The 21,827-nt window shown below is 68.1% G+C and carries 23 protein-coding genes; 11 read left to right on the top strand and 12 right to left on the bottom strand.

The genetic code is table 11. The annotated features are described in order from the left end of the window. The first annotated feature begins 65 nt into the window (after positions 1 to 65). The 4 genes from ACHAA3_RS03220 to ACHAA3_RS03205 all read left to right on the top strand — a co-directional run bounded on the left by ACHAA3_RS03220 (position 66) and on the right by ACHAA3_RS03205 (position 3,543). On the top strand, positions 66 to 716 hold the full coding sequence (locus tag ACHAA3_RS03220) for an RsmD family RNA methyltransferase (RefSeq protein WP_435707499.1): 651 nt from the start codon (positions 66 to 68) through the stop codon (positions 714 to 716). 73 nt (positions 717 to 789) lie between these two features. Continuing rightward, positions 790 to 1,974, top strand: a complete 1,185-nt coding sequence (locus ACHAA3_RS03215) for an alcohol dehydrogenase catalytic domain-containing protein (RefSeq protein WP_435707498.1) — start codon at positions 790 to 792, stop codon at positions 1,972 to 1,974. An 84-nt stretch (positions 1,975 to 2,058) separates the two neighbouring features. Continuing rightward, positions 2,059 to 2,793, top strand: a complete 735-nt coding sequence (locus ACHAA3_RS03210; protein ID WP_435707497.1) for a GAF and ANTAR domain-containing protein — start codon at positions 2,059 to 2,061, stop codon at positions 2,791 to 2,793. A 36-nt stretch (positions 2,794 to 2,829) separates the two neighbouring features. Then, positions 2,830 to 3,543, top strand: coding sequence for an ANTAR domain-containing protein (locus ACHAA3_RS03205; RefSeq protein WP_435707496.1), 714 nt, complete (start codon positions 2,830 to 2,832; stop codon positions 3,541 to 3,543). Here ACHAA3_RS03205 and ACHAA3_RS03200 read toward each other — a convergent pair whose 3' ends face one another. Together ACHAA3_RS03200 and ACHAA3_RS03195 are read right to left on the bottom strand one after the other, a co-directional pair. Continuing rightward, complete coding sequence (locus ACHAA3_RS03200; protein WP_435707495.1) at positions 3,544 to 4,266, bottom strand: GAF and ANTAR domain-containing protein; 723 nt, start codon at positions 4,264 to 4,266, stop codon at positions 3,544 to 3,546. It lies immediately after the preceding gene. A gap of 168 nt (positions 4,267 to 4,434) precedes the next feature. After that, positions 4,435 to 4,722: a hypothetical protein gene (locus tag ACHAA3_RS03195; RefSeq protein WP_435707494.1), complete on the bottom strand. Its 288-nt coding sequence runs from the start codon at positions 4,720 to 4,722 to the stop codon at positions 4,435 to 4,437. 348 nt (positions 4,723 to 5,070) lie between these two features. On the opposite strand from ACHAA3_RS03195, the gene ACHAA3_RS03190 reads away from it, so the two are divergent. From ACHAA3_RS03190 to ACHAA3_RS03165, 6 genes are all read left to right on the top strand, one after another. Further along, positions 5,071 to 5,859 carry a hypothetical protein gene (locus tag ACHAA3_RS03190; RefSeq protein WP_435707493.1) on the top strand — a complete coding sequence of 263 codons (789 nt, stop codon included), beginning with the start codon at positions 5,071 to 5,073 and terminating at the stop codon, positions 5,857 to 5,859. 68 nt (positions 5,860 to 5,927) lie between these two features. Next, positions 5,928 to 6,602, top strand: a complete 675-nt coding sequence (locus ACHAA3_RS03185) for an SDR family NAD(P)-dependent oxidoreductase (protein WP_435707492.1) — start codon at positions 5,928 to 5,930, stop codon at positions 6,600 to 6,602. 193 nt (positions 6,603 to 6,795) lie between these two features. Continuing rightward, positions 6,796 to 8,244, top strand: a complete 1,449-nt coding sequence (locus ACHAA3_RS03180) for an MFS transporter (RefSeq protein ID WP_435707491.1) — start codon at positions 6,796 to 6,798, stop codon at positions 8,242 to 8,244. 129 nt (positions 8,245 to 8,373) lie between these two features. After that, positions 8,374 to 8,526 carry a hypothetical protein gene (locus ACHAA3_RS03175; RefSeq protein ID WP_435707490.1) on the top strand — a complete coding sequence of 51 codons (153 nt, stop codon included), beginning with the start codon at positions 8,374 to 8,376 and terminating at the stop codon, positions 8,524 to 8,526. An 84-nt stretch (positions 8,527 to 8,610) separates the two neighbouring features. Further along, entirely contained in the window at positions 8,611 to 9,228 is a 618-nt protein-coding gene (locus ACHAA3_RS03170) for a DUF47 domain-containing protein (RefSeq protein WP_435707489.1), read from the top strand. A gap of 2 nt (positions 9,229 to 9,230) precedes the next feature. Then, the gene (locus tag ACHAA3_RS03165) at positions 9,231 to 10,253 is read left to right on the top strand and encodes an inorganic phosphate transporter (RefSeq protein WP_435707488.1); all 1,023 of its coding nucleotides are present in this window, start codon (positions 9,231 to 9,233) and stop codon (positions 10,251 to 10,253) included. A gap of 163 nt (positions 10,254 to 10,416) precedes the next feature. On the opposite strand, the gene pstB is transcribed toward ACHAA3_RS03165, so the two are convergent. From pstB to ACHAA3_RS03135, 6 genes are all read right to left on the bottom strand, one after another. After that, positions 10,417 to 11,196 carry a phosphate ABC transporter ATP-binding protein PstB gene (gene pstB / locus ACHAA3_RS03160; RefSeq protein WP_435707487.1) on the bottom strand — a complete coding sequence of 260 codons (780 nt, stop codon included), beginning with the start codon at positions 11,194 to 11,196 and terminating at the stop codon, positions 10,417 to 10,419. Between the two features lie 25 nt (positions 11,197 to 11,221). After that, positions 11,222 to 12,298 carry a phosphate ABC transporter permease PstA gene (gene pstA, locus ACHAA3_RS03155; RefSeq protein ID WP_435707486.1) on the bottom strand — a complete coding sequence of 359 codons (1,077 nt, stop codon included), beginning with the start codon at positions 12,296 to 12,298 and terminating at the stop codon, positions 11,222 to 11,224. Then, positions 12,298 to 13,245 carry a phosphate ABC transporter permease subunit PstC gene (pstC, locus tag ACHAA3_RS03150; protein ID WP_435707485.1) on the bottom strand — a complete coding sequence of 316 codons (948 nt, stop codon included), beginning with the start codon at positions 13,243 to 13,245 and terminating at the stop codon, positions 12,298 to 12,300. The genes pstA and pstC overlap by 1 nt, the downstream gene beginning before the upstream one ends. An 87-nt stretch (positions 13,246 to 13,332) precedes the next feature. Further along, positions 13,333 to 14,427, bottom strand: a complete 1,095-nt coding sequence (gene pstS / locus ACHAA3_RS03145; RefSeq protein WP_435707484.1) for a phosphate ABC transporter substrate-binding protein PstS — start codon at positions 14,425 to 14,427, stop codon at positions 13,333 to 13,335. A gap of 132 nt (positions 14,428 to 14,559) precedes the next feature. Continuing rightward, positions 14,560 to 15,459 carry an NUDIX hydrolase gene (locus tag ACHAA3_RS03140; protein WP_435707483.1) on the bottom strand — a complete coding sequence of 300 codons (900 nt, stop codon included), beginning with the start codon at positions 15,457 to 15,459 and terminating at the stop codon, positions 14,560 to 14,562. A gap of 1 nt (position 15,460) precedes the next feature. Then, entirely contained in the window at positions 15,461 to 17,599 is a 2,139-nt protein-coding gene (locus ACHAA3_RS03135) for an RNA degradosome polyphosphate kinase (protein ID WP_435707482.1), read from the bottom strand. 77 nt (positions 17,600 to 17,676) lie between these two features. On the opposite strand from ACHAA3_RS03135, the gene ACHAA3_RS03130 reads away from it, so the two are divergent. Continuing rightward, on the top strand, positions 17,677 to 18,723 hold the full coding sequence (locus ACHAA3_RS03130; protein WP_435707481.1) for an alpha/beta hydrolase: 1,047 nt from the start codon (positions 17,677 to 17,679) through the stop codon (positions 18,721 to 18,723). Between the two features lie 19 nt (positions 18,724 to 18,742). On the opposite strand, the gene ACHAA3_RS03125 is transcribed toward ACHAA3_RS03130, so the two are convergent. The 4 genes from ACHAA3_RS03125 to ACHAA3_RS03110 form a co-directional block, all read right to left on the bottom strand. Continuing rightward, the gene (locus ACHAA3_RS03125) at positions 18,743 to 19,036 is read right to left on the bottom strand and encodes a HigA family addiction module antitoxin (protein ID WP_435707480.1); all 294 of its coding nucleotides are present in this window, start codon (positions 19,034 to 19,036) and stop codon (positions 18,743 to 18,745) included. Between the two features lie 13 nt (positions 19,037 to 19,049). After that, on the bottom strand, positions 19,050 to 19,331 hold the full coding sequence (locus ACHAA3_RS03120; RefSeq protein WP_435707479.1) for a type II toxin-antitoxin system RelE/ParE family toxin: 282 nt from the start codon (positions 19,329 to 19,331) through the stop codon (positions 19,050 to 19,052). 107 nt (positions 19,332 to 19,438) lie between these two features. After that, positions 19,439 to 20,338: a mycothiol synthase gene (mshD, locus tag ACHAA3_RS03115; RefSeq protein WP_435707478.1), complete on the bottom strand. Its 900-nt coding sequence runs from the start codon at positions 20,336 to 20,338 to the stop codon at positions 19,439 to 19,441. Continuing rightward, on the bottom strand, positions 20,335 to 21,771 hold the full coding sequence (locus ACHAA3_RS03110; RefSeq protein WP_435707477.1) for a carboxyl transferase domain-containing protein: 1,437 nt from the start codon (positions 21,769 to 21,771) through the stop codon (positions 20,335 to 20,337). The genes mshD and ACHAA3_RS03110 overlap by 4 nt, the downstream gene beginning before the upstream one ends. Between the last annotated feature and the right edge of the window lie 56 nt (positions 21,772 to 21,827).

The following is a 21,827-nucleotide window of genomic DNA, read 5'->3' as shown; positions in this document are numbered from 1 at the left end:
CACGTGTACCCGCGCCGGGCGGGTCGGAAACGGTTGAGGCCGGGGCCGAGGGGTAAGTACCAGGTGTGAACTCAGACACCAGAAGCGAGCCCCAGGCCGAGGCGGTCGAGCGGTCCATGACCTTCGACGGCCTCGAGATCCTCTACGACCGACGAGTCCTCGAACCCCGTGTGTGGACGGCGCGACAGTCCCGGTGGGCCGAGGAGCTGCTGGTCGACGCGCCGGCGGGAGACGTGCTCGAGCTGTGCTCGGGCGCCGGGCACATCGGGTTGCGCGCTGTGGCGGGCACCGACCGACGCCTCGTGATGGTCGACGTCGACCCCGTGGCGTGCTCGTACGCCCGCCGCAACGCCACCGCTGCCGGAACGGCAGGGCGAGTCGAGGTGCGGGAGGCGGCTCTGGAGACCGCCCTCCGACCGACCGAACGGTTCTCGCTGGTCATCGCTGACCCCCCGTGGGTGCACAGCGATGCCACGCAGACGTTCCCCGACGACCCGCTGCTCGCGATCGACGGGGGCGTCGACGGCCTCGGCGTGGCTCGCACCTGTCTCGAGGTTGCCGAGTCCCATCTGCTCGACGGAGCAGGCGTGCTCATCCAGCTCGGGTCCGCCCAGCAGGCCGAGGCACTGTGTGTCGGAACCTCTTTCGAGCTGCGCGAGCTGCTGATGGAGGAGGGACGAGGAGTCGTGGCGCATCTGGTGCGCCACGACCGCTGACGCACGACCGCGCTCTGCTCTCGGTTTTGCACCTCGCTCCGGGGGTACACCACGGTCCTATCGAGGAGGCGCGATGAAGGCAGTGACGTGGCAGGGCAAGCGCGATGTGAGGGTCGAGGACGTCCCCGATCCGACGATCGAGCAGGACACGGACGTGATCATCGAGGTCACCAGCTCAGGACTGTGCGGTTCGGACCTACATCTGTACGAGGTGCTGGGTCCGTTCATGAACGCCGGCGACGTGCTGGGGCACGAGCCGATGGGCAACGTCGTCGCGACGGGTGCCGCGGTCACCGACGTGGCCGCGGGTGACCGCGTGGTGATCCCGTTCCAGATCGCCTGCGGATCGTGCTGGATGTGCGACCGGGGACTGCAGACCCAGTGCGAGACGACCCAGATGAGGAAGACGGGCATGGGAGCGCCGCTGTTCGGCTACAGCAACCTCTACGGCGCGGTTCCCGGTGCGCAGGCGGAGTTCCTGCGCGTGCCCCACGGGGACTACGGGCCGATCAAGATCGAGTCCGACCTCAGCGACGATCACTTCATCTACCTGTCCGACGTGCTCCCGACAGCCTTCCAGGCACTCGAGTACGCGAACGTCCAGGAGGGCGACACCCTGCTCGTCATCGGGCTCGGCCCGATCGGCGACATGGCGGCCCGACTCGCCCAGCATCGCGGTATCCGGGTGATCGGCACCGACCTGGTGGCCGCCCGTCTGGCCCGGTCGCAGGCGCGCGGCGTCGAGGTGCTGGACGTCACCGAGGTCGATGTGGGCGAGACCGTGCGAGAGCTGACGGGCGGGCGCGGCGCCGACGGCGTCATCGATGCGGTGGGGCTCGAGGCGCACGGTGCCGGCGCGGCCAAGGCTGCCCAGACCTTGGTCGGCTTCCTGCCGGACTTCATCGCCCGCAGGGCGTTGATGAACGCGAGCGTCGATCGGATGGGCGCGATCTACCTGGCCATCGACGCTGTGCGCCGCGGCGGAACCATCTCCCTGAGTGGCCTGTACGCCGGCACGTCGGACCCCATGCCCCTGCAGACCATGTTCGACAAGCAGGTGCAGCTGCGGATGGGCCAGGCCAACGTCAAGCACTGGGTCGACCAGATCCTTCCCCTGGCGCACGAGACCGGCGACCCGTTGGGACTGGCGGACTTCGCCACGCACCGGGTGCCTCTGGCGGAGGCGCCCGAGGCCTATCGCACCTTCCAGGGCAAGACCGACGAGACGGTCAAGGTCCTGTTCAAGCCGGGACTGTGAACGCCGAGGAGGGCGTTGCGGCCCGCACAGTGAGCGTCCGTCGGCACCGTGTCGATCGTGCACGATATGTGATGGGTGATTCTGGTGTCCGGTCCCGAGGATGAGGCAGGTCGTGCGCGCCAGCGCTACGCCCGGGCGCGCATGCTGATCGCCGACGAGAAGCCGGCCGACGACCTCGCCACACCTGATGTTCTCGATTGGATCTGCAGCGGTCTGACCGAGGATCTCGACATCGCCGGCGTCGCGGTCAGCCTGATGTCCACCGAGGGCTCGCACGGGGTGGCGGCGGCATCGCAGGGCTGGATCCGCGATGTGGACGATCTGCAGTTCACGGTCGGCGAGGGTCCGTGCCACGACGCGTTCCGGCTCAGACGTCCGGTCCTGACTCCCGATCTGCATCACGTGCCGGGCAACCCCTGGCCCGGGTACGCCGAGTCTGCTCTCGCGGCGGGGGTTCAAGCCGTCTTCGCCTTCCCGCTGTTCGTCGGTGCCGCCGGATTCGGGGTGATGGACGTGTACAGCGCCCAGCCAGGATCGTTGAGCGATGGCCAGCAGGCGACCGCGTTGACGTTCGCGCAGATCGCCACCGAGACGCTGGTGGACGGGGGTCTGATCAGGTCCGATGGTGAGCCTGGCACCAGCCTTGAGACCGCCCTGAGCTACCGCTCTGAGATCTACCAGGCGCAGGGCATGCTCATGGTCGACCTCGGGTTGCCCGCCGCCGATGCGATGGCCAGTCTGCGCGGCCACGCCTTTGCCCACGACCGTCCGCTCATCGAGCTGGCGCGCGACATCATCGAAGGCGCCACGCTCTCGTGAGTGCCTAGACTTGACCGAGAGAGGAGCGTGGTGACGATGGTTTCGACCGAACGACTTGCGACGATGTTCGTCGAGGTGGCTGACACGCTGGTTGATGAGTTCGATCTGGTGGACTTCCTCCACGATCTGGCTGATCGCGTGGCGGACATCACCGGAGCATCGTCGGTGGGACTCACTCTGGCCGATCACAACGGCGGCCTGCACTACATGGCGTCCTCGTCGAACTCGGCCAGGCACCTGGAGCTGATCCAGCTCCAGCACGATCAGGGGCCGTGCCTGGAGTGCTACCAGACCGGCGCGCCCGTCATCGTCGACGAGGTGCAGGGCCACGGGAGCAGATGGCCGTCCTTCGCGGCAAAGGCACAGGAGCTGGGAGTGCGGTCAGTTCACGCGTTCCCCATGCGTCTGCGCGGCACCGTGCTGGGTGCGCTCAACGTCTTCGGTGAGACCCGCCTGCCGTTGGAGGAAGGGGACGTCAAGATCGTGCAGGCGATGGCAGACGTCGCCTCCATCGCGATCCTCCAGGAGCGCGCCCTGTCCAACGCAGAGGTCCTCACCGAGCAGCTCCAGGGTGCGCTGAACAGCCGCGTCGTGATCGAGCAGGCCAAGGGCGTGGTGGCGCGTCAGTTCGACATCGGGGTCGAGGAGGCGTTCACCATGATCAGGTCGCGCGCTCGCGGAGAACGTCGCCCGATGGTCGATCTCGCGGCCGATGTCGTCACCGGATCGATCAACTTGTCGCACCCGTGATCATGGGTGCGCGGCCGAGGCCGAGTCCATGCTGATGCTGTCGACCCCGTTGGTGACCACGCGCTCGGCGATCATGAACAGCTTGATGTTCTGGCCCTGGGAGATGCGGACCAGGACCGCGAAGGCCTCGGCCGCACTGACCCCGTACCGCTGCATGATCATCCCCTGCGCTTGACCGATCTCCGACCGGTGCTGCAGGGCGAGGTCCCGGTGCTCGAGGGCACGGTCAGCCGCCATGGCGACACTGACGTGCGCGGCCAGCGCCGCCGCGGCGGTGATCGGATCCTCGACCAGTTCGGACGAGCGATTTCCGTAGATGTTGAGGTTTCCCAGGACGACGCGCCCGAGGCGGAGGGGCAGCACCAAGGCGCTCCTGATGTCGAGCTCGCCCACTGCAGCGGCGGACCAGTCCGGCCACGGCGTCGGTCCGTGCAGGTCGGTCGCGTGGACGGGACGCCCGGTGGCCGCAGCGGCGCGGATCGGACCCTCGTTGAACTTGCTCTGCAGGAAGTCCGCCCGCAGAGCCAGATCGTCCGAGCAGGCGTGGGTCGTGATCTGGTGCGCGCCGTCGATCTCGCAGATGCTGGCGAAGTCACAGGACTCCAGCAGCTCGACGGCGGCTTGTGTGGCATGGCGCATGACGGGGAGCCACCCGGTCTCGGCGCTCAGTGTCTGCGCCAGTTGGCCGAACAGCTCGACCTGTTGGTCGTCGCACGTACTCATCCTCGGACCTCCCAATGACGGGTGATGGTCGTCGAGGTCTGGGACGACGTACATGACTGAATCTAGAACACCATCTTCATCGCGGCAAGAAGTGAAGGCAGCCGCCTCGATCCGAAAGGAGGGACGGAGAGGCGGCCGCCAGCTGGGGAGCTCAGCCCGCAGGGGCGTTCACGCCGCCTGCCACCCTCGCGTGCGCCAGACAGAATGGGTCCTGCGGGCACCGCGGTCGAGCGAGGTGACGACCCGTTGGGCGCGCACCGTGTCGATGAGTCGGTCGCTCGCCACGACGATCAGGTGCGCGTCGTCCAGCCTCTCGGCCGACACCGCGACCCCTGACCGGTCGATGCGGTGCATGGTGGCGAGGATGCGCCGCTGAGCGGCGCCGCTGGAGACCCGGAAGACGTCAAGCGACTGATCGATGGTGTCCGTGCGTGCCTGATCGGCAGAAATCGTCATGAGCATGCCCGTCGTGGAGGGTGGATCACCGCCGGGGTCCGGGGCAGCTCAAGAGATTCCAGTGAAGCATCGTCGCGCTGGTGTCGCAACGTGGGCGCGGCTGGGTCTCAGTCCGAGCTGCCCACGAGAGGGGCAGACCCCAGGGGCAGCGCTAGGACGAACGTTGAGCGGCGTGTCGAACACTCCGAGGTAGCCGTCCATCGACTCGGCGAGCCGGCCGCGCGCCCTCATCGGCCACCAGCAGCTGGAGGGTGGAGTCGCCCACGCGGGGGCAGTCAGGCCACTTCGTGGTCGATGGCGACGCCAGGTCCAGAGTTTCCGTCCACCCCCGCGGGGTACATCTGAGATATGGCGACGACGAATGTGCCCCGTCCACTGCAGCGGCCCCCTGGTGTGCCGGTGCTGGCCTGGGCCGTGCTGGCGGCGGCCGTCCTGCAGGTGGTTGCCCCCCTGGTGACCTTCGGCGCGACCGGTGGCACACCGGGCACCGACTCGGGGGCTGACCTGCTGATCAGTCCCGTGGGCTGGGCGTTCGCGATCTGGGGCGTCATTTACACGCTGGCGATCGCGCAGGCGATCGCCGTGCTGGTCCGTGGGGCGCACGAGGTCTCGCGTCGTCAGCAGATCGGCCTGATCGTCCTGTATCTCGGTGGCACGTTGTGGATCGGTATGTCCGAGACGGGCAACAGCCTGGCCACGGCCGCGGCTCTGCTGGTGATGCTCATCGCGGCCGTCGACGCCGTGCTCACGGTCGCCGATGAGTCGATCGCGCCCCGCTGGCTCTCTGTCCTCACGCGCGCGGCGGTCGGGCTCTACGCAGGCTGGGTCACTGCAGCGTTCTTCCTGAACGTCTCGACCGCGCTCGTCGACTTCGGCCCCGTCGAGGTCGACGAGCTGGCGTGGCAGATCGTGGTGCTGGTTCTCGCGGTCGTCGCGTTGGTGGCGATCACGGTTCGGACGCGCGGGATCCTCACGTATGCGGCCGCTGGTGCCTGGGCATTGGTCGGCATCGCCGTGACGGGACGTTCGGACGGCACCACCGCCGTGACGGTGCTGGCCCTGGTGGCGATCGTTCTCGTGGTGGTCGCTGCGGCTGCCGCCCGGCTGGCGGGCCGACGCGCCGCGGCACCTGTTTGACCTGCAACGGCGGGACGCTCGGCTCCGGTCGACAGACTTGATGTACATCGATTCTCTGGAGGAACCACATGACCACCATCGCCATCGTCGGAGCCGGCCGCGGACTGGGTGCGGCCGTCGCGCGCACGTTCGGTGCGCAGGGTTACAGCGTCGGGCTGATCTCACGCAACCAGAGCCGTCTGGACGCGCTGGCCGCCGATCTCACCGCGGACGGCGTGCAGGCGCTCGGTGTTGCCGCTGACGTGCGTGACCCGGCCTCGCTGTCGGCCGCGCTCGAGCAGATCACCGAGACCCTGGGCGCGATCCAGGTGCTGCAGTACAGCCCGTTGCCGCAGAAGGACTTCATGCGTCCGGTCATGGAGACACGGCCCGAGGACATGAAGGGACCGATCGAGTTCTCGATCTACGGACCGATCGCCGCAGTGCACCAGGTGGTGCCGGGCATGCGCTTCCTGCCCGAGGGCGGCGGCTCGATCCTGTTCATCAACGGCGGCTCGGCGGTCAAGCCGGGTGTGAAGTTCACCGGCACCTCGATCGCCTTCGCCGGGCAGGCCGCCTATGCGCAGCTGCTGCACGACGAGCTGGGCGAGCAGGGCATCCACGTCGCGCAGCTGATCATCCCCGGTGCGATCGAGGAGGGTCACGCCAAGAAGGACCCCAAGGTGCTGGCCGACACCCTCTGGGCGATGCACACCGACCGCAAGGAGTTCCGCGTCTACGCGGACGACATCGACACCGAGTGATCGCTGAGGAGTCACGGAGACCCGCTGAGGAGTCACGTAGACCGGGTGAGGAGTCACTCGAGGTCTGCTGAGCTCGCCCTCCGTGACTCGTCAGCGGGCGTACGTGACTCGTCGGCGGGTCTACGTGACTCGTCGGCGGGGGGCGGGGGCGGGCCATCTGCCCGATGTGGTGTCACGGCCTAGCGTGTCTGGGGTGGCCACCTCCCCGACACCCGAGCTGACGTCAGAGGAACGATCCCGTCGCTGGAAGGCCCTCGCCATCTGCCTGGGGGCCGGTTCCATGACGTTGCTCGACGTCAGCATCGTCAACGTCGCCCTGCCCTCGATGCGCGAAGGTCTCGACGCCGGCAATGGCACGATCCAGTGGGTCGTGGCCGGCTACGCCCTGGCGTTCGGCATCGTGCTCGTGCCGGCGGGACGCCTGGGTGATGCACGCAGTCGGCGCACCGTGTTCATCGCCGGAGTCGGTGTGTTCACCCTGGCGAGTGCGTTGTGCGGCGCCGCGCCGAGCGCGGTCTGGCTCGGCGCGGCCCGCGTGCTGCAGGGCATCGGCGGCGGCATGATCGCACCGCAGGTCTCCGGGTTCATCCAGAATCTGTTCAAGGGCCCCGAGCGGGGCCGGGCCTTCGGCCTGTTCGGCACCACGATCGGGATCTCGACGGCCATCGGCCCCCTCCTCGGCGGACTGCTGGTCCAGCTGGGCGGACCGGAGCTCGGCTGGCGCCTGGTCTTCTACGTCAACGTCCCGATCGGGATCGCGCTGATGATCCTCGCCCATCGCTATCTGCCAGCGGCGGAGGAAGGGCGCAAGCAGTCGCTCGATCCGATCGGGGTCGCGTTGTTCGGAGCTGCGATGTTGTTCATCCTGCTCCCGCTGGTCGAGACCGGGCAGAGCGGGACGCTGTCGGAGCGGCCGTGGTGGCTGCTGGGCATCGCAGCCGCTCTGCTGGTGGCCTTCGGCCTGTGGGAGCGGTGGTGGACCGCAGGCGGCCGCGACGGCCTGCTCGACCTCGCGTTGTTGAAGGTCGGCTCCTTCATGTTGGGGCTCGGGCTCGGCACGGCCTACTTCGCTGGATTCACCTCGATCTTCATCGTCCTGACGCTGTACCTGCAGCAGGGTCTGGAGTACACGGCGCTCCAGGCGGGGCTCGCGCAGATGCCCTTCGCCATCGGGTCCGCCATCGCCGCGTGGCAGGCGGGCCGCTTCACCCAACGCTTCGGCCGCGCGATGGTGGTGACCGGGCTGGTGCTGATCATCGGAGCTCTTGTCGCAGTCGACGTCGCGGTGCCGATGCTGGACAGCAACGTGGCCCTGTGGCTGGCCGTCCCCCTGTTCGTCGCCGGAGTGGGCGGCGGCATGGTGATCTCGCCGAACATCACACTGGCCCTCGAGGAGGTCGACCCGATTCGCGCCGGCGCCGGTGGCGGGCTGCTGCAGACGGCCCAGCGGGTGGGTTCGGCCCTGGGCGTCGCGATCGTCCTCGCGCTGTTCTTCCAGCGGGTGGCGAGCTCGGACGGTGACTACGCCGATGCACTGTCCTCCAGCCTGCACGTCACGATCGGGTTCATCGTCGTGGCACTGGTCATGGGCCTGATCGACACCGTCCGACGGGCTCGCGGCAGGACCGCGCGCCCCACGTGACGCCGGCCCCCACGCTGTCCCTAGTCCTTCCGGGTCATATCGGCTGGCCCGGCCGTGACGTGTGGTGACGGCGCATATGGTGGTGTCCGGTCGTCCATCGTCGGCCCTTCGACGTGCTGGGAGCAGTGCATGCAGAACCCCCACGAGGCTTCGTTCCTCGACGGTGCGGCGCTCGACGAGATCGAGCTGACCAGCCAGCTGATGATCGCCGCGACCGACTGTGTCGATCATCTGACCCAGTGCGAGGTCGACCGGATCCTGGGTGTCACCACCGTCAGATGAACGGCAGGTGACTGACCGCTGACGCGAGCGCGACGGTTGGCTCTAGCATTGGCTTGGCCTTTCCAGCACTGACAGGAGCACCTGGTGCGATTTCGCATTCGACCGGTGGAAACCTCGTTCTACGACCTGTTCACCCAGATGGCGAATCAGCTGGTCAGCGGAGCGGATCTCCTCGCCGTGCTGCTCGACCCGCAGGCAGATCGTGGCGAGCTCGGCGAGAAGATGCGAGAGGCCGAGCACGCTGCCGACGAGACCACCCACGAGATCGTGCGACGGGCGAACTCCACCTTCATCACCCCGTTCGACCGTGAGGACATCTACAAGCTCGCCAGCTCGCTGGACGACGTCATGGACTTCATGGAGGAGACTGTCGACCTCGTGGGCCTCTACGAGCTGGAGCAGCTCCCGGCCGAGATCGCCGAGCAGGTCGAGGTCTTGCAGCGAGCGACGGTGGTCACCGCCGAGGCCATGCCCCGGTTGCGCACCATGAAGGACCTCGACGAGTACTGGATCGAGATCAATCGCCTCGAGAACCAGGGGGACCGCTCCTATCGTCGGATCGTGGCCAGCCTGTTCAGCGGCACGTACAAGACGCTCGAGGTCATGAAGCTCAAGGACGTCGTCGACTCGCTCGAGCACGCGATCGACGCCCTGGAGTCCGTCGCCAACACGGTGGAACAGATCGCGGTCAAGGAGTCCTGAGGGTGGACCTCGTCTTCACGGTGCTCGTGATCACCGTTGGCATCGCACTGTTCTTCGACTACACCAACGGCTTCCACGACGCCGCGAACGCCATCGCCACCTCGGTGTCGACGCGGGCGCTGACCCCGCGCCTGGCGCTCACGATGGCTGCGGTCCTCAACTTCGTCGGTGCCCTCCTCGGGGTCGAGGTGGCCAAGACGATCGCGGAGATCCTGTCGGGCTTCGACGGCATCAGCTCGCCCGAGCACGCCCTCACCGTGGTGCTGTCGGCGCTCGTCGGTGCCATCACCTGGAACCTCATCACCTGGTACTTCGGCATCCCGTCATCGTCGTCACATGCGTTGATCGGCGGCCTGATCGGCGTCGGTGTCGTGGCCGGTGTCACGGTCGACTGGGACAAGGTCATCGACAAGGTCGCGATCCCGATGGTGCTCAGCCCGCTGATCGGTTTCACCGGGGCGTTCATCGTGATGACCTCGATCATGTGGGCCATGCGTCGCTGCAACCCGCATTCGGTGAATCGCGGATTCCGCCGTTCGCAGGTGTTCTCGGCTGCTGCGTTGTCTCTGGGGCACGGGCTGCAGGATGCGCAGAAGACCATGGGCGTCATCGTGCTCGCCCTGATCGCTGCCGGCGAGCACACGACCGCCAACGACGACATCCCGTTGTGGGTCATCTTGTCGGCTGCCACCGCGATCAGCCTCGGCACGTTCTCCGGCGGCATGCGCATCATGCGCACCATGGGTCGGCGCATCATCGCCCTCGACCCGCCGCGCGGGTTCGCGGCCGAGTCCACCGCAGCCGTCGTGCTCTACGGCATGGCCATCTACGCCCAGGCCCCGGTCTCGACGACCCACACCATGACGTCCGCAGTGATGGGAGCCGGTGCGACCAAGCGGTTCAGCGCCGTGCGCTGGGGTGTGGCCCGCAGCATCATCACCGCCTGGATCATCACCATCCCGGCCGCGGCTTCTGTCGCGGCCCTGTCCTACCTGCTGCTGCGCAACATCATCCCCGGCAACTGAACCGAGCTCGCAGGGTCTGGAAGGAGGTCGGGGCCCACCCATGGCGGCTCGGGCGTGGAGAGGTGGGTCTGCGTTCCTTCACCACCCCTGATGGGACGCAAACCCACCGCCCACGGCTCGGATCGGACGCTAAGTCACCGCCCATGCCGCGGCGGGTGACGGTCTAGCCGAACCGTCCCTGGATGTAGGCCTCGGTGGCCTCTTCCTTGGGGTTGGAGAAGATCTGCTGGGTGGGGCCGACCTCGATGAGGCGCCCCGGCTTGCCGACCGCCGACAGGTTGAAGAACGCCGTCTCGTCCGAGACACGTGACGCCTGCTGCATGTTGTGCGTCACGATCACGATCGTGTACTGCTCCTTGAGCTCGTGGATCAGGTCCTCGATGACACTGGTCGAGATCGGGTCGAGGGCCGAGCACGGCTCGTCCATCAGCAGGACCTCGGGCTCGACCGAGATCGCTCGGGCGATGCACAGGCGCTGCTGCTGACCACCGGACAGGCTCGAGCCGGGCTGGGCGAGACGATCCTTGACCTCGCCCCAGAGACCGGCAGCGCGCAGCGAGTTCTCCACGATGCCGTCGGACTCGGACTTCTTCATCCGCTTGCTGTTGAGCTTCTGCCCGGCCAGCACGTTGTCGTAGATCGACATGGTGGGGAAGGGATTGGGCCGCTGGAAGACCATGCCGACCATGCGGCGCACGTTCACCGGATCCATCTCGGGTGCGTAGAGGTCCTCGCCGTCGATGAGAACCTTGCCCTCGACCCGAGCACCGCGGATGACCTCGTGCATGCGGTTCAGGGACCGCAGGAATGTGGACTTTCCGCAGCCGGAGGGGCCGATGAACGCGGTGACTGATCGCGCGGGGATCGGGATGGTGACACCCTCGACGGCGAGGAAGTCGCTGTAGTAGATGTCGAGGTCTGAGACGTCGATGCTCTTGGCCATGTGCTTGATCCTGTCCTGAGCGCGGTCAGCGCTCACCCTTGGGGGAGAAGTAGTACGAGACGAGACGTGCCACGAGGTTGAGCACCATCACGATGAGCAGCAGCACGAAGGCCGCCCCCCAGGCCCGGTCGATGCCGAACTCGGGCGGGATGCCGGGGTTGCGCTGCTGGGCATAGGCGAAGACCGGCAGCGTGGCCATGCGGCCGTCGAACAGATTGAAGTTCACCGAGTCGGTGGCGCCGGCGATGATCAGCAACGGCGCGGTCTCCCCGATAACACGGGCCACCGACAGCGTGATTCCGGTGACGATGCCGGCCAGCGAGGTCGGCAGCACGACCTTGGCGATCGTGCGCCACTTGGGCACGCCCAGCGCGTAGGAGGCCTCGCGCAGCTCGTTGGGCACCAGCTTGAGCATCTCCTCGCTGGACCGGACCACGATCGGGATCATCAGGACCGACAGGGCCACCGAACCGCCGATGCCCATGCGGACGCCGGGACCGAAGAAGATCACGAACAGGGCGTAGGCGAACAGGCCGGCGACGATCGAGGGGATGCCGGTCATCACGTCGACCAGGAAGCGCAGCCACTTCGACAGCCGACCGTCCTCGGCGTACTCGACCAGGTAGATCGCCGCGAACAGGCCGATCGGGATCGAGATGACGGCCGCGGCGCCGGTGATCAGCAGGGTGCCGATCATGGTGTGGTAGACGCCGCCTCCCTCCCCGACGACGTTGCGCATGGAGAAGGTCAGGAAGTCGATGCCCATGGCGTTCAGGCCGCGGTTCAGCACCGTGAACAAGATGCTGACCAGCGGCACCATGGCCAGCGCGAAGGCAGTACCGACCAGCAGGGTCACCAGGCGGTCGGTGGCCTTGCGGCTGCCTTCGACCAGCACCGACCAGGCCGGGATGGCGAAGCACAGCACCCACGCGACCAACGCGCCCCGGAAGGCGCTGTCGGTCAGCAGGTAGACGCCGACGCCGGCCAGCAGTGCGACGGCGAGCACCAGGCGAGGGCCGAATCGCGGGAGCTGGCGCCCCTTGAGCTGGTGCTCAGGAGCCGGCGGCCGGGGCGAGGGGCGAGATTGCGTCAGTGTCGTCATCAGTTGGCTCCGGAGAAGTCCTTGCGGCGGTCCACGATGGCCCGTGCCGCGAAGTTGACGAGGAAGGTGATCACGAACAGCACCAGGCCGGTCGCGATCAGCACGTTGACCGTCTTGCCACTGGCCTCTGCGAAGCTCAGCGCGATGTTGGCGGCGATCGTGCTGGGATTGGTGCTGCTGATCAGGTTTGCGGTGACGACGCCGGCCGTGGCCGACAGCACCATGGCCACGGCGAGGGTCTCGCCGAGCGCCCGACCGAGTCCGAGCATCGCCGCTGACACCATGCCAGAGCGGGCGTACGGGAAGACGGTCATGCGCACCATCTCCCAGCGGGTGGCGCCGAGGGCCAACGCGGCCTCCTCGTGCAGGCGCGGCGTCTGCAGGAAGATCTCGCGGCAGATGGCGGTCATGATCGGCAGGATCATGACGGCCAGGACGATGCAGGCGGTCAGCAGGGTGCGTCCGGTGGTGGAGGCGGGGCCGGCGAAGATCGGGATGAATCCGAGGTTGTCGGCAAGCCAGGTGTAGACCGGCCCCATCGTGGGCGCGAGGACGAAGATGCCCCAGAGGCCGTAGACGACGCTGGGAACGGCGGCCAGCAGGTCGACCAGGTAGCCGAGCGACTGGCCGAGCTTGCGCGGCGCGTAGTGCGAGATGAACAGAGCGACGCCGATGGCGACCGGTGTCGCGATGATCAGGGCGACCACGGCGGCGATCAGGGTGCCGAGCAGCAGGGGGCCCACGTAGGGAAGGAAGCTCTGGCCGCTCTTGACCTCGTCGGGGGCGGCCGTCATGCCGGGGATGCCCTCGACGGTGAGGAAGATGGCCACACCAGCGAGGGTGGCGAGGATCAGCAGACCAGCGCCAGTCGAGAGGCCCGCGAAGATGCGGTCACCGGGCCGCGTGGGCGGCTTGGTGGACGGTTTCTGCGAGGTCGTGCTGCTCACAGGGGCTGCCTTTCGCATGATGGAATCGTAGGGGTGGGAACGTGAGTGCGGGCCGCCCGGTGATGACCGGACGACCCGCAGCCGTGATCAGGCGCCGGCGATCGTCTCGATAGCGGCGTTGACCTGCTCGGAGAAGTCCGGCGACAGCGGGGCCGAACCGGCCGTGTCGGCGGAGGCCTGCTGGCCCTCTTCGCTGGCGACGTAGGTCAGCCAACCCTTGACGAGCTCGGCCTCGGCCGCATCCTCGTAGGTCTGGCAGGCCAACTGGTAGGAGACCAGGACGATCGGGTAGACGCCGGCCTCGGTGGAGGTGCGGTTCAGGTCGAGCGCGAGGTCGGTCTCGCCGCGTCCCTCGACCGGGTTGGCAGCGTCCAGCGACAGCGCTGCAGCCTCCGGCGTGGGCTCGGTGAACTCCTCACCGACCTGCACCTTGACCGTGCCGAGCTCGCCGGCCTGGCTCGCGTCGGCGTAGCCGATCGTGCCGTCGCCGTTGCCGACCGCGGCCACGACTCCCGAGGTGCCCTGGGCTGCCTCGCCGCCGTCGATGGGCCAGGTCTCGATCGCACCCTCGGACCAGCCGCCGTCGGAGGCCTCGTCGAGGTAGGCGGTGAAGTTCTCGGTGGTGCCCGAGTCGTCCGAACGGTGGACCGGCGTGATGTTGGTCGACGGCAGGTCGGCGTCGGGGTTCGTCTCGGCGATCGCCGGGTCGTCCCAGCTGGTGATGTCGCCCTGGAAGATGGCGCCGATGGTCTGGGCGTCGAGGTTGAGCTCGTCGACTCCCTCGAGCTGGTAGATGACGGCGATCGGGCTGACGTAGACCGGGACTTCGACGACGTCGCTGCCGCAACGCTCGGCGGCGGTGGTCAGCTCCTCGTCGTCGAGGTAGGCGTCGGAGCCGGCGAAGGCCACGCCGCCGGCGAGGAACTGTTCACGACCAGCGCCGGATCCGGCGGGGTCGTAGTTGACGGTGACCTCGGGGTTGTTGGTCTGGAAGCCGGCCTGCCACGCGGAGACTGCGGCCTCCTGCGAGCTTGCGCCGGCACCAGCCAGGGTCCCGGTCAGCGAGGAGTCGGAGCCTGAAGAGCTCGGCTCCTCGTTGCCGGCGCCACACGCGCTCAGCGAGAGGGCGAGGGCGAAGGCGGTCACCGCGGGGGCGGTGGTGCGCAAAGACGTGCGGTTCACGGGGGTACCTCTCGTGGATGTTCATTGATGACTCAGTGAACGTAGGTCTGTGAGGTGTATGGGTGTTCGGCGGAAGATGAACGCACGGTGAACGCGAGTCCAACGTTGCCCTGTCGTGACGTGACCACGGTCTCACGTCCTCGTGTTGAGCCGCAGCGACTCGGTGTGCAGCACCAGACCCTTGCGGTGGTGCACCACGACGCCCTCACCGGGCGCCAGATCCACTGCTGCGGTCCCGGCCGCCTCGAGCACCCACGGCAGGGTCGGTCCATGGCTGCACAGTGCGGCCGGCTTCTTGCGGCCCATCAGGTCGTGGACCACGTCGCCGGCGCGTCGCCGCCCCGTGTCCTCGGACAGCGCATCGAGGAGCTGGACGTCGGACTCGAGCAGGTCGACGTAGGGGGCGAGAGTCCCGACGCAGCGTACGGCGGGGCTGCTGACCACACGGCGCACACCGTAGGCGCTCAGCAGCGGGACCAGGTCGTGGGCTCGCACCGTTCCGGCCGCGGCGAGGGGACGTTCGAGGTCCGGCCCGTCGAAGGCGCCTCGTGCCAGCGCCTTGCCGTGACGCAGCACGACCAACGTGCGGGTGCGGTGCGCGCCGCGCACGGCGAGCTCGACGAACTCGCCGAGGAGGTCGCGGTCGTAGCCGTAGCTGAGCTGCTCGGCGGCCTCCACGACGCCGACCCATCGAATCGCGTCGACCTCCCGGTTGGGGGTGAAGGTCGCCTCGTCGCCGGGCAGCTGTCGGGCACACCAGTAGCTGACGTGCTTGGTCCCGGCCGACACCTGGTAGGTGACACGTTGCAGAGGGTGCCCCAGGCGAACGCGCAGGCCGGTCTCCTCGGCGATCTCGCGCACGGCGGTCTGCTGCAGGGTCTCGCCCGGATCGATCTTTCCCTTGGGGAAGGTCCAGTCGTCGTAGGTGGGCCGGTGGATCATCAGGACCTCGATGCTCGAGGTCGTGCTCGTGTCGGTGCTGGTGCGCCAGATGATCCCCCCCGCGGCGATCGTGACCCGTTCAGCAGTCATATCAGCGAGACCGGCGACTCTTCGCGCGCTTGATGAGCGCTAACTGGATGTCGACGGTGCCGTCGTTGCGACGCCAGGTCCCGTCGTCGAACAGGCGCCACGAGATGATCGTGTCGTCGGACATCTTCTCCAGCAGCGACCCGAGCTGATCGATGTGATCGGGTTCGGGGATGCGCACCAGCACCTCGACGCGGCGGTCGAGATTGCGGTGCATCATGTCCGCCGATCCGATCCAGGCCTCCGGCTCGCCTCCGCCGGCGAACCAGAACACCCGGCTGTGTTCGAGGAAGCGGCCCAGCACGCTGGACACCCGGATGTTCTCGCTCAGCCCGGGCAGACCGGGCCGCAGGGTGCAGATGCCGCGGACGATGAGGTCGACCTGGACTCCGGCGCGCGAGGCCTCGTAGAGCTTGTCGATGATGATCTCGTCGACGATCGAGTTGACCTTGATCCGGATGCCCGACGGCCGTCCCGCGCGGTGGTGCGCGATCTCGGCGTCGATGTGCGCCATCAGGCTGGGACGCAGGCCGGCCGGCGCGACCATCAGTCGGTCGTAGTCGAAGTCCTGTCCGAATCCCGAGAGGTTGTTGAACAGGTCGGTCAGGTCGGTGGTGATCGACCTGTTGGAGGTCAGCAGGCCGAAGTCCTCGTACAGGCGCGCGGTCTTGGGGTTGTAGTTGCCGGTCCCGATGTGGGCGTAGCGGCGCAGGCCGTCCGGCTCGTCGCGCACCACGAGCGCCAGCTTGCAGTGCGTCTTGAGGCCCACCAGTCCGTACACGACGTGACAACCGGCTCGCTCGAGCTTGCGCGCCCAGCGGATGTTGGCCTGCTCGTCGAACCGGGCCTTGATCTCCACCAGCACGAGGACCTGCTTGCCGCTGCGGGCGGCGTCGACCAGTGAATCGATGATGGGGGAGTCGCCCGAGGTGCGGTACAGCGTCTGTTTGATGGCGAGCACGTGCGGATCGGCGGCTGCCTGCTCGATGAATCGCTGCACGCTGGTGGCGAAGGAGTCGTACGGGTGGTGCACCAGGACGTCGCGCTTGCTGAGTGCGCTGAACAGATCGGCCGGAGCCGCGGTCTCCACCTCGGCCAGGTGCTGGTGGGTGCCGGGGACGAAGGGGTCGAAGTGCAGGTCCGGTCGCTCGATGTCGGCGACCTCGTTGAGGCTGCGCAGGTCCAGCGGACCCCGCAGACGCACGATCTCCTCGGGCTTGACCCCCAGCTCGGACGCCAGGGTGTCGAGCACCTCCGGATCGATCGACTCCTCGACCTCGAGGCGGACCGGAGGCCCGAACCGGCGGCGCAACAACTCCTGCTCCAGCGCCTTGAGCAGGTTCTCGGCGTCGTCCTCCTCGACCTCCAGGTCCTCGTTGCGGGTGACGCGGAAGGCGTGGTGAGCCACCAGCTCCATGCCGGGGAACAGCAGGTCGAGGTGCGCGGCGATGACCTCCTCGAGGGGGACGTACCGGCCCGGATCGGCATACACCCACCGGTTGATGATGGGTGGCACCTTGACGCGGGCGAAGTGCTCCTTGGTGGTGGTGGGATTGCGCATCACCAGGGCCAGGTTCAGCGACAGCCCCGAGATGTACGGGAAGGGGTGTGCCGGATCGACCGCCAGCGGGGTCAGGACGGGAAACACCCGATTCCGGTAGAACACCGTGATGCGCTCCTGCTCACCACTGGTCAGGTCGTCCCAGTGCAGCAGGTCGATGCCCTCGCCTGCCAGAGCCGGCCCGATGGAGTCGTGGAACAGGGCCGCGTGCTCCTCCATGAGCTCGCGGCTCTCGGTGAGGCTGCGGGCGAGGGTGTCGCGGGGACCCAGGCCGCTCGCCGAGGGGACGGCGACGCCGGCGGCGATGCGGCGCTTGAGGCCGGCGATCCGGACCATGAAGAACTCGTCGAGATTGCTGGCGAAGATGGCCATGAAGCGCACGCGCTCCAGCAGCGGCTGCGACTCGTCGCGGGCGAGCTCCAGCACCCGCGCATTGAACGCGGTCCACGACAGCTCGCGGTCGAGAAATCGGTCGGCGGGCAGCGATCCGGCCTCGGGATCGAAGGGTGGATCGACGTCGAACTCATCGGGTGAGTCCGGTGCTTCGTTCGTGGTCGGCACGGCGAGATCTGTCGACTCCATGGTTGGCATGGTGTCAGGTTCGGGTGAACGCTGCCTAAACAGTGCCGGTTCGTCGATCGTGCCGGTAGCGTGCTGCCATGACGCTGCTGGATCAGGCCACCGAGACCGTACGAGGCTTCGCGGGGCGGTCGCTGCTGCGGCTTCCCGCCCCGGTGGTGCGCCGACTGGCCGGCGAGCCGGTCGTGATCCAGGGACGCACGCTCGACCCACAGGTACAGCTGCTGCTGAGGCTGATGGCCCTGGAGGGGCCGGCGGCGGAGACGGTCGCGATCAGCCGGGGGCGGCGGATCATCGACTCGTCGTCGCGCGTCGCAGGTGGCACGCAGCCCATCGGCGCCGTCACCGAGCGCGCCATCGACGGCCCGGCCGGGCCCCTGAACCTGCGGTTCTACACGCCGCGCGGCCTCACGGGTCAGTCGCCGGCGCTGATGTTCGTGCACGGTGGCGGGTGGATCTACGGCGGGCTGGACAGTCACGACGCCCTGTGCCGGGTCCTGGCCGAGCGCGCCCAGGTGCGAGTGGTCGCCGTGGACTACCGGTTGGCCCCCGAGGCGCCGTTCCCGGCAGCCCCCGACGACGTCGCAGCCGCCTGGACCTGGGTCAACGCGCACGCCGAGGCCCTGGGGATCGATCCGGGCGGCATCGCGATCGGCGGTGACAGTGCGGGCGGAAACCTGGCGACCGTCATCGCCCTGCAGGGTGCGGCCGGCGAGGTGGTGGCTCCGGCGTTCCAGCTGCTGATCTACCCGACGACCGACTTCGCCGAGGTCGCGCAGAGTCGATTGACGTTCGCCTCCGGCTTCTTCTTGACCAAGGCGTTCATGGACCTGGCGGAGGAGAACTACCTGGTGGGCCACGAGGACCGGGCCGATCCGCGGCTGTCCCCGTTGCGCGCCCCACTGAAGGGGGTCGCTCCGGCACACGTCGTGACGGCCGGTTTCGACCCCTTGTGCGACGAGGGCGATGCCTACGCGGCCGCGCTGTCGGCTGCGGGGGTCCCGGTCACGCATCGCCGCGAGGACGCCATGATCCACGGCTTCGTGAACATGGTGGCCATGGGCACGTCGGCCCCGCAGGCGGTCGACCGGATTGCCCAGGCGCTGCAGCGCGGCCTGGGCCGCTGAGCGACAGCGGTCGTGGGTCTCAGGCTGAGCGCAGTGGCTGGATCTCGTCCAGTCGTGGCCCGAGGTTGTCGCGTTCGACCTCCAGATCGAAGCGAGTCTGCAGGTTCAGCCAGAAGCGATCAGATGTGGAGAAGAATCGGCCCAGACGCAACGCCGTGTCTGCGCTGATCCGACGCTTGCCGTGCACGATCTCGTTGATGCGCCGGGGAGGAACGCCGATTGACACCGCGAGACGGTGTGGAGTGATCTCGAGGGGCCGCAAGAACTCTTCGATCAAGATCTCGCCGGGGTGGACGGGCGCCATCTTGGTCATGCTCATCATCTCCTCAGTGGTAGTCAACGATCTCCACGTCCTGCGGGCCAGCTGTGGTCCACACGAAGCACACGCGCCATTGTTGATTGATCCGGATGCTGTGCTGCCCTGACCTAGAGCCTTTGAGTGCCTCCAGCCGGTTGCCCGGCGGCACAGTGAGATCGGTCAAGGTCTCTGCAGCATCCAACATGACCAGCTTGCGCAAGGCGCCCTGCTGGATGCGGGGGTCCATGGTCTTGGCCGGCCGTCGTAGCCAGATTTGTTCCGTCATCGAACCCCGGAACGACCTGATCACCCGACCGAGCATAACGCGACGCGTTATGCCGTGTCCAGGTCAGGCTCGGGATCAGAACAGAGGTTGGAGCTTGAGCACTTCTGCATCCGAGCCGATGTCGCATCGAATCACCGACTGGCGCGATCCCGCTCGATGTCGTTGATGATTGCCGACTGGTCGACCCGAAGATCGGGCAGGCCCGACAGTGGGTCGCGGCGACGGTAGAGCGTGTCGCGCGCGTGGTCGACGAAGCCGAGGCGCCGGTAGACCGCAAGTGCCGCAGCGTTGTCGCCCTCGACGTACAGGTCGACGACGGGGACGCCGACGTCGTGCAGGTGGCGCAGGCCGCGGGCGGTGAGCGCCGTGCCGAGGCCGGAGCCCTGCTCGGACGGATCCACACCGACGACGTAGACCTCGCCGATGCCGTCCTCGATCTTGGTCCAGTGGAATCCCACGATCGCGCCATCGCGCTCAGCCACGAACAGACCGGCCGGATCGAACCACGGCAGAGCCGTCCGCCGGTCGAAGTCTGCCCGGTCCATGGCGCCCTGCTCGGGGTGCGAGGCGAAGGCGCGCCCGTTGACGGCGATGACCGCGTCGCCGTCGTCGGGGGAGAAGGCACGGATCGTGATGCCGTCGAGCGACCGCTCGGCAGAAGGTGCGCCGTCGAACGTCAGGCGCAGCACCAGGAGCGTGCGCACAGCCTCCAGGCCGACCGATGCGGCAAGTCGCTGAGCGGCCGGCAGATCGCCGTGGGCCCAGAACTGGTTCTCGCCGCGGTCGATCAGGTCGGTCAGCACCTGACGCCCCAGTCCTGCTCCGCGAGCCTGCGGGTGCACGGCCAGCTCGACCGGCGCGTCGGCGTCGCCGCGTGCGAGGAACTGCACCACGGCGCCGTCGAGCGGCTCGCCCTGCACCAGTGTGCGGGGAGCGGCGTCAGCGGCATCGGCGCTCAGGGTCGCCTCGTTGAACGGAGCGACGCCGTCGGCCGCCTCGACCAGCTCGGCCAGACGGGTCAGATCGGTCATGAGTTGCTCCCTCGCGTGCGAAGTGTGACCAGCTGCTCGGCCACGGTGGCCGCCATGGCTTGGGCGAAGGACTCGGCGGTGTCGTCGTCGTGCTCGGGCACGACGTGGTGCACCGTGCCGGACTCGAGCAGGTCGACAGCACCCACCCGTTGAGAGCGCGCGAGCTCGTCGGTGTGCTCGAGATCGCCGTACATGATCGCGCTCGCACCCTCCAGGGGCAGGGGCGACAGCCAGGCGTTCTCGGCTGCCACCACGATGTCGGCGGGCAGCAGGGCGAGCGCACCGCCGCCGCAGCCCTGTCCCAGCAGCACCGAGACGGTGGGGACGCGCATGGTCGACATCCAGCTGATGCAGCGGGCGATCTCGCCGGCGATCGCGCCCTGTTCGGCCTCGGGGGAGAGCTCGGCACCGGGTGTGTCGATGAACGACACGAGCGGCAGTCGCAGCTCGTTGGCGAGCCGCATGCCACGCCGCGCCTCGCGCAGGGCGCCCGGTCCCATGGGGGTGAGGGGTGACTGCTTGGTGCGGTCCTGCCCGATGACGACGCATGGCTGGCCGTCGAGCCGGGCCAGCGCCACCAGCATGGCGCTGTCACGCTCGCCCTTCTCGGTGCCCTGGAGGCGCACGATCGTGTCGCTGCCGTACCGCAGGACCTCGCGCACACCCACCCGCTGAGGCGCGCGGGTGAGCTGGATGGACTCCCAGGCCGTCCGCACGCGGTCGGTCGTGCCGGCGCGCCGTGGGCGGGTCTGCTGCGACGGCGGGTCGACCAGGATGCTCAGCGCCCGGTCCACCAGCAGGGGTAGTTCCTCGGGAAGTGCGACCGCGTCGATGATGCCGCGGTGGGCGAGGTTCTCGGCAGTCTGCACGTTGGGTGGGAACGGCTTGCCCTCCAGCAGCTCGTACACCTTGGGGCCGAGGAAGCCGATCAGGGCACCGGGCTCGCCGAGCGTGATGTGGCCCAGTGATCCCCACGACGCGAACACGCCGCCGGTCGTGGGGTGTCGCAGGTAGATCAGGTAGGGCAGGCCGGCAGCGCGATGGGCCATCAGGGCACGGGAGATCTCGATCATGTGCACGAAGGCGGGGGTGCCCTCCTGCATGCGGGTCCCGCCGGATGCGGTCGTGGCGAGCACCGGGATGCCTTCGGCCGTGGCACGGCGGACGGCACTGGCGATGCGCTTCGCGGCCGCCTGTCCGATCGATCCGGCCAGGAAGCGGAACTCGCTGGCGATGACCGCCACGGGGCGCCCGCGCATCAGGCCGTGGCCGGTCACGACGGACTCGTCGGTCCCGGCACGTTCGGCGGCCGCGAGGAGCTCGGTGCGGTAGGCCTTGTCGTGCCCGGAGATGTCGACCGGCTCGTCCCACGACGTGAACGTGCCCTCGTCGATCACGAGCTCGAGGAGTGCCTGAACGGTGAGGGCGGCCATGAGCGCAAGGCTATCGGTCTGAAGGCAGTGCGGCGGTGACCGTGCAGTCATCCGCT

The sequence above is a fragment of the Aeromicrobium sp. CF3.5 genome (genome assembly GCF_051262695.1).
Classification (GTDB): Bacteria; Actinomycetota; Actinomycetes; order Propionibacteriales; family Nocardioidaceae; genus Aeromicrobium.
This window is presented reverse-complemented; position numbering and strand designations above follow the sequence as displayed.

Excerpts from the sequence above, each read along its gene's own strand:
- ACHAA3_RS03215 (WP_435707498.1), top strand. The coding sequence starts at position 790 with ATGAAGGCAGTGACGTGGCAGGGCAAGCGCGATGTGAGGGTCGAGGAC.
- ACHAA3_RS03140 (WP_435707483.1), bottom strand. The coding sequence starts at position 15,459 with ATGACTGCTGAACGGGTCACGATCGCCGCGGGGGGGATCATCTGGCGC.
- ACHAA3_RS03205 (WP_435707496.1), top strand. The coding sequence starts at position 2,830 with ATGGTTTCGACCGAACGACTTGCGACGATGTTCGTCGAGGTGGCTGAC.
- pstA (WP_435707486.1), bottom strand. The coding sequence starts at position 12,298 with ATGACGACACTGACGCAATCTCGCCCCTCGCCCCGGCCGCCGGCTCCT.
- ACHAA3_RS03135 (WP_435707482.1), bottom strand. The coding sequence starts at position 17,599 with ATGGAGTCGACAGATCTCGCCGTGCCGACCACGAACGAAGCACCGGAC.
- ACHAA3_RS03175 (WP_435707490.1), top strand. The coding sequence starts at position 8,374 with ATGCAGAACCCCCACGAGGCTTCGTTCCTCGACGGTGCGGCGCTCGAC.
- ACHAA3_RS03130 (WP_435707481.1), top strand. The coding sequence starts at position 17,677 with ATGACGCTGCTGGATCAGGCCACCGAGACCGTACGAGGCTTCGCGGGG.
- ACHAA3_RS03195 (WP_435707494.1), bottom strand. The coding sequence starts at position 4,722 with ATGACGATTTCTGCCGATCAGGCACGCACGGACACCATCGATCAGTCG.
- ACHAA3_RS03185 (WP_435707492.1), top strand. The coding sequence starts at position 5,928 with ATGACCACCATCGCCATCGTCGGAGCCGGCCGCGGACTGGGTGCGGCC.
- mshD (WP_435707478.1), bottom strand. The coding sequence starts at position 20,338 with ATGACCGATCTGACCCGTCTGGCCGAGCTGGTCGAGGCGGCCGACGGC.
- ACHAA3_RS03110 (WP_435707477.1), bottom strand. The coding sequence starts at position 21,771 with ATGGCCGCCCTCACCGTTCAGGCACTCCTCGAGCTCGTGATCGACGAG.
- ACHAA3_RS03190 (WP_435707493.1), top strand. The coding sequence starts at position 5,071 with ATGGCGACGACGAATGTGCCCCGTCCACTGCAGCGGCCCCCTGGTGTG.
- ACHAA3_RS03200 (WP_435707495.1), bottom strand. The coding sequence starts at position 4,266 with ATGAGTACGTGCGACGACCAACAGGTCGAGCTGTTCGGCCAACTGGCG.
- pstB (WP_435707487.1), bottom strand. The coding sequence starts at position 11,196 with ATGGCCAAGAGCATCGACGTCTCAGACCTCGACATCTACTACAGCGAC.
- ACHAA3_RS03125 (WP_435707480.1), bottom strand. The coding sequence starts at position 19,036 with ATGACCAAGATGGCGCCCGTCCACCCCGGCGAGATCTTGATCGAAGAG.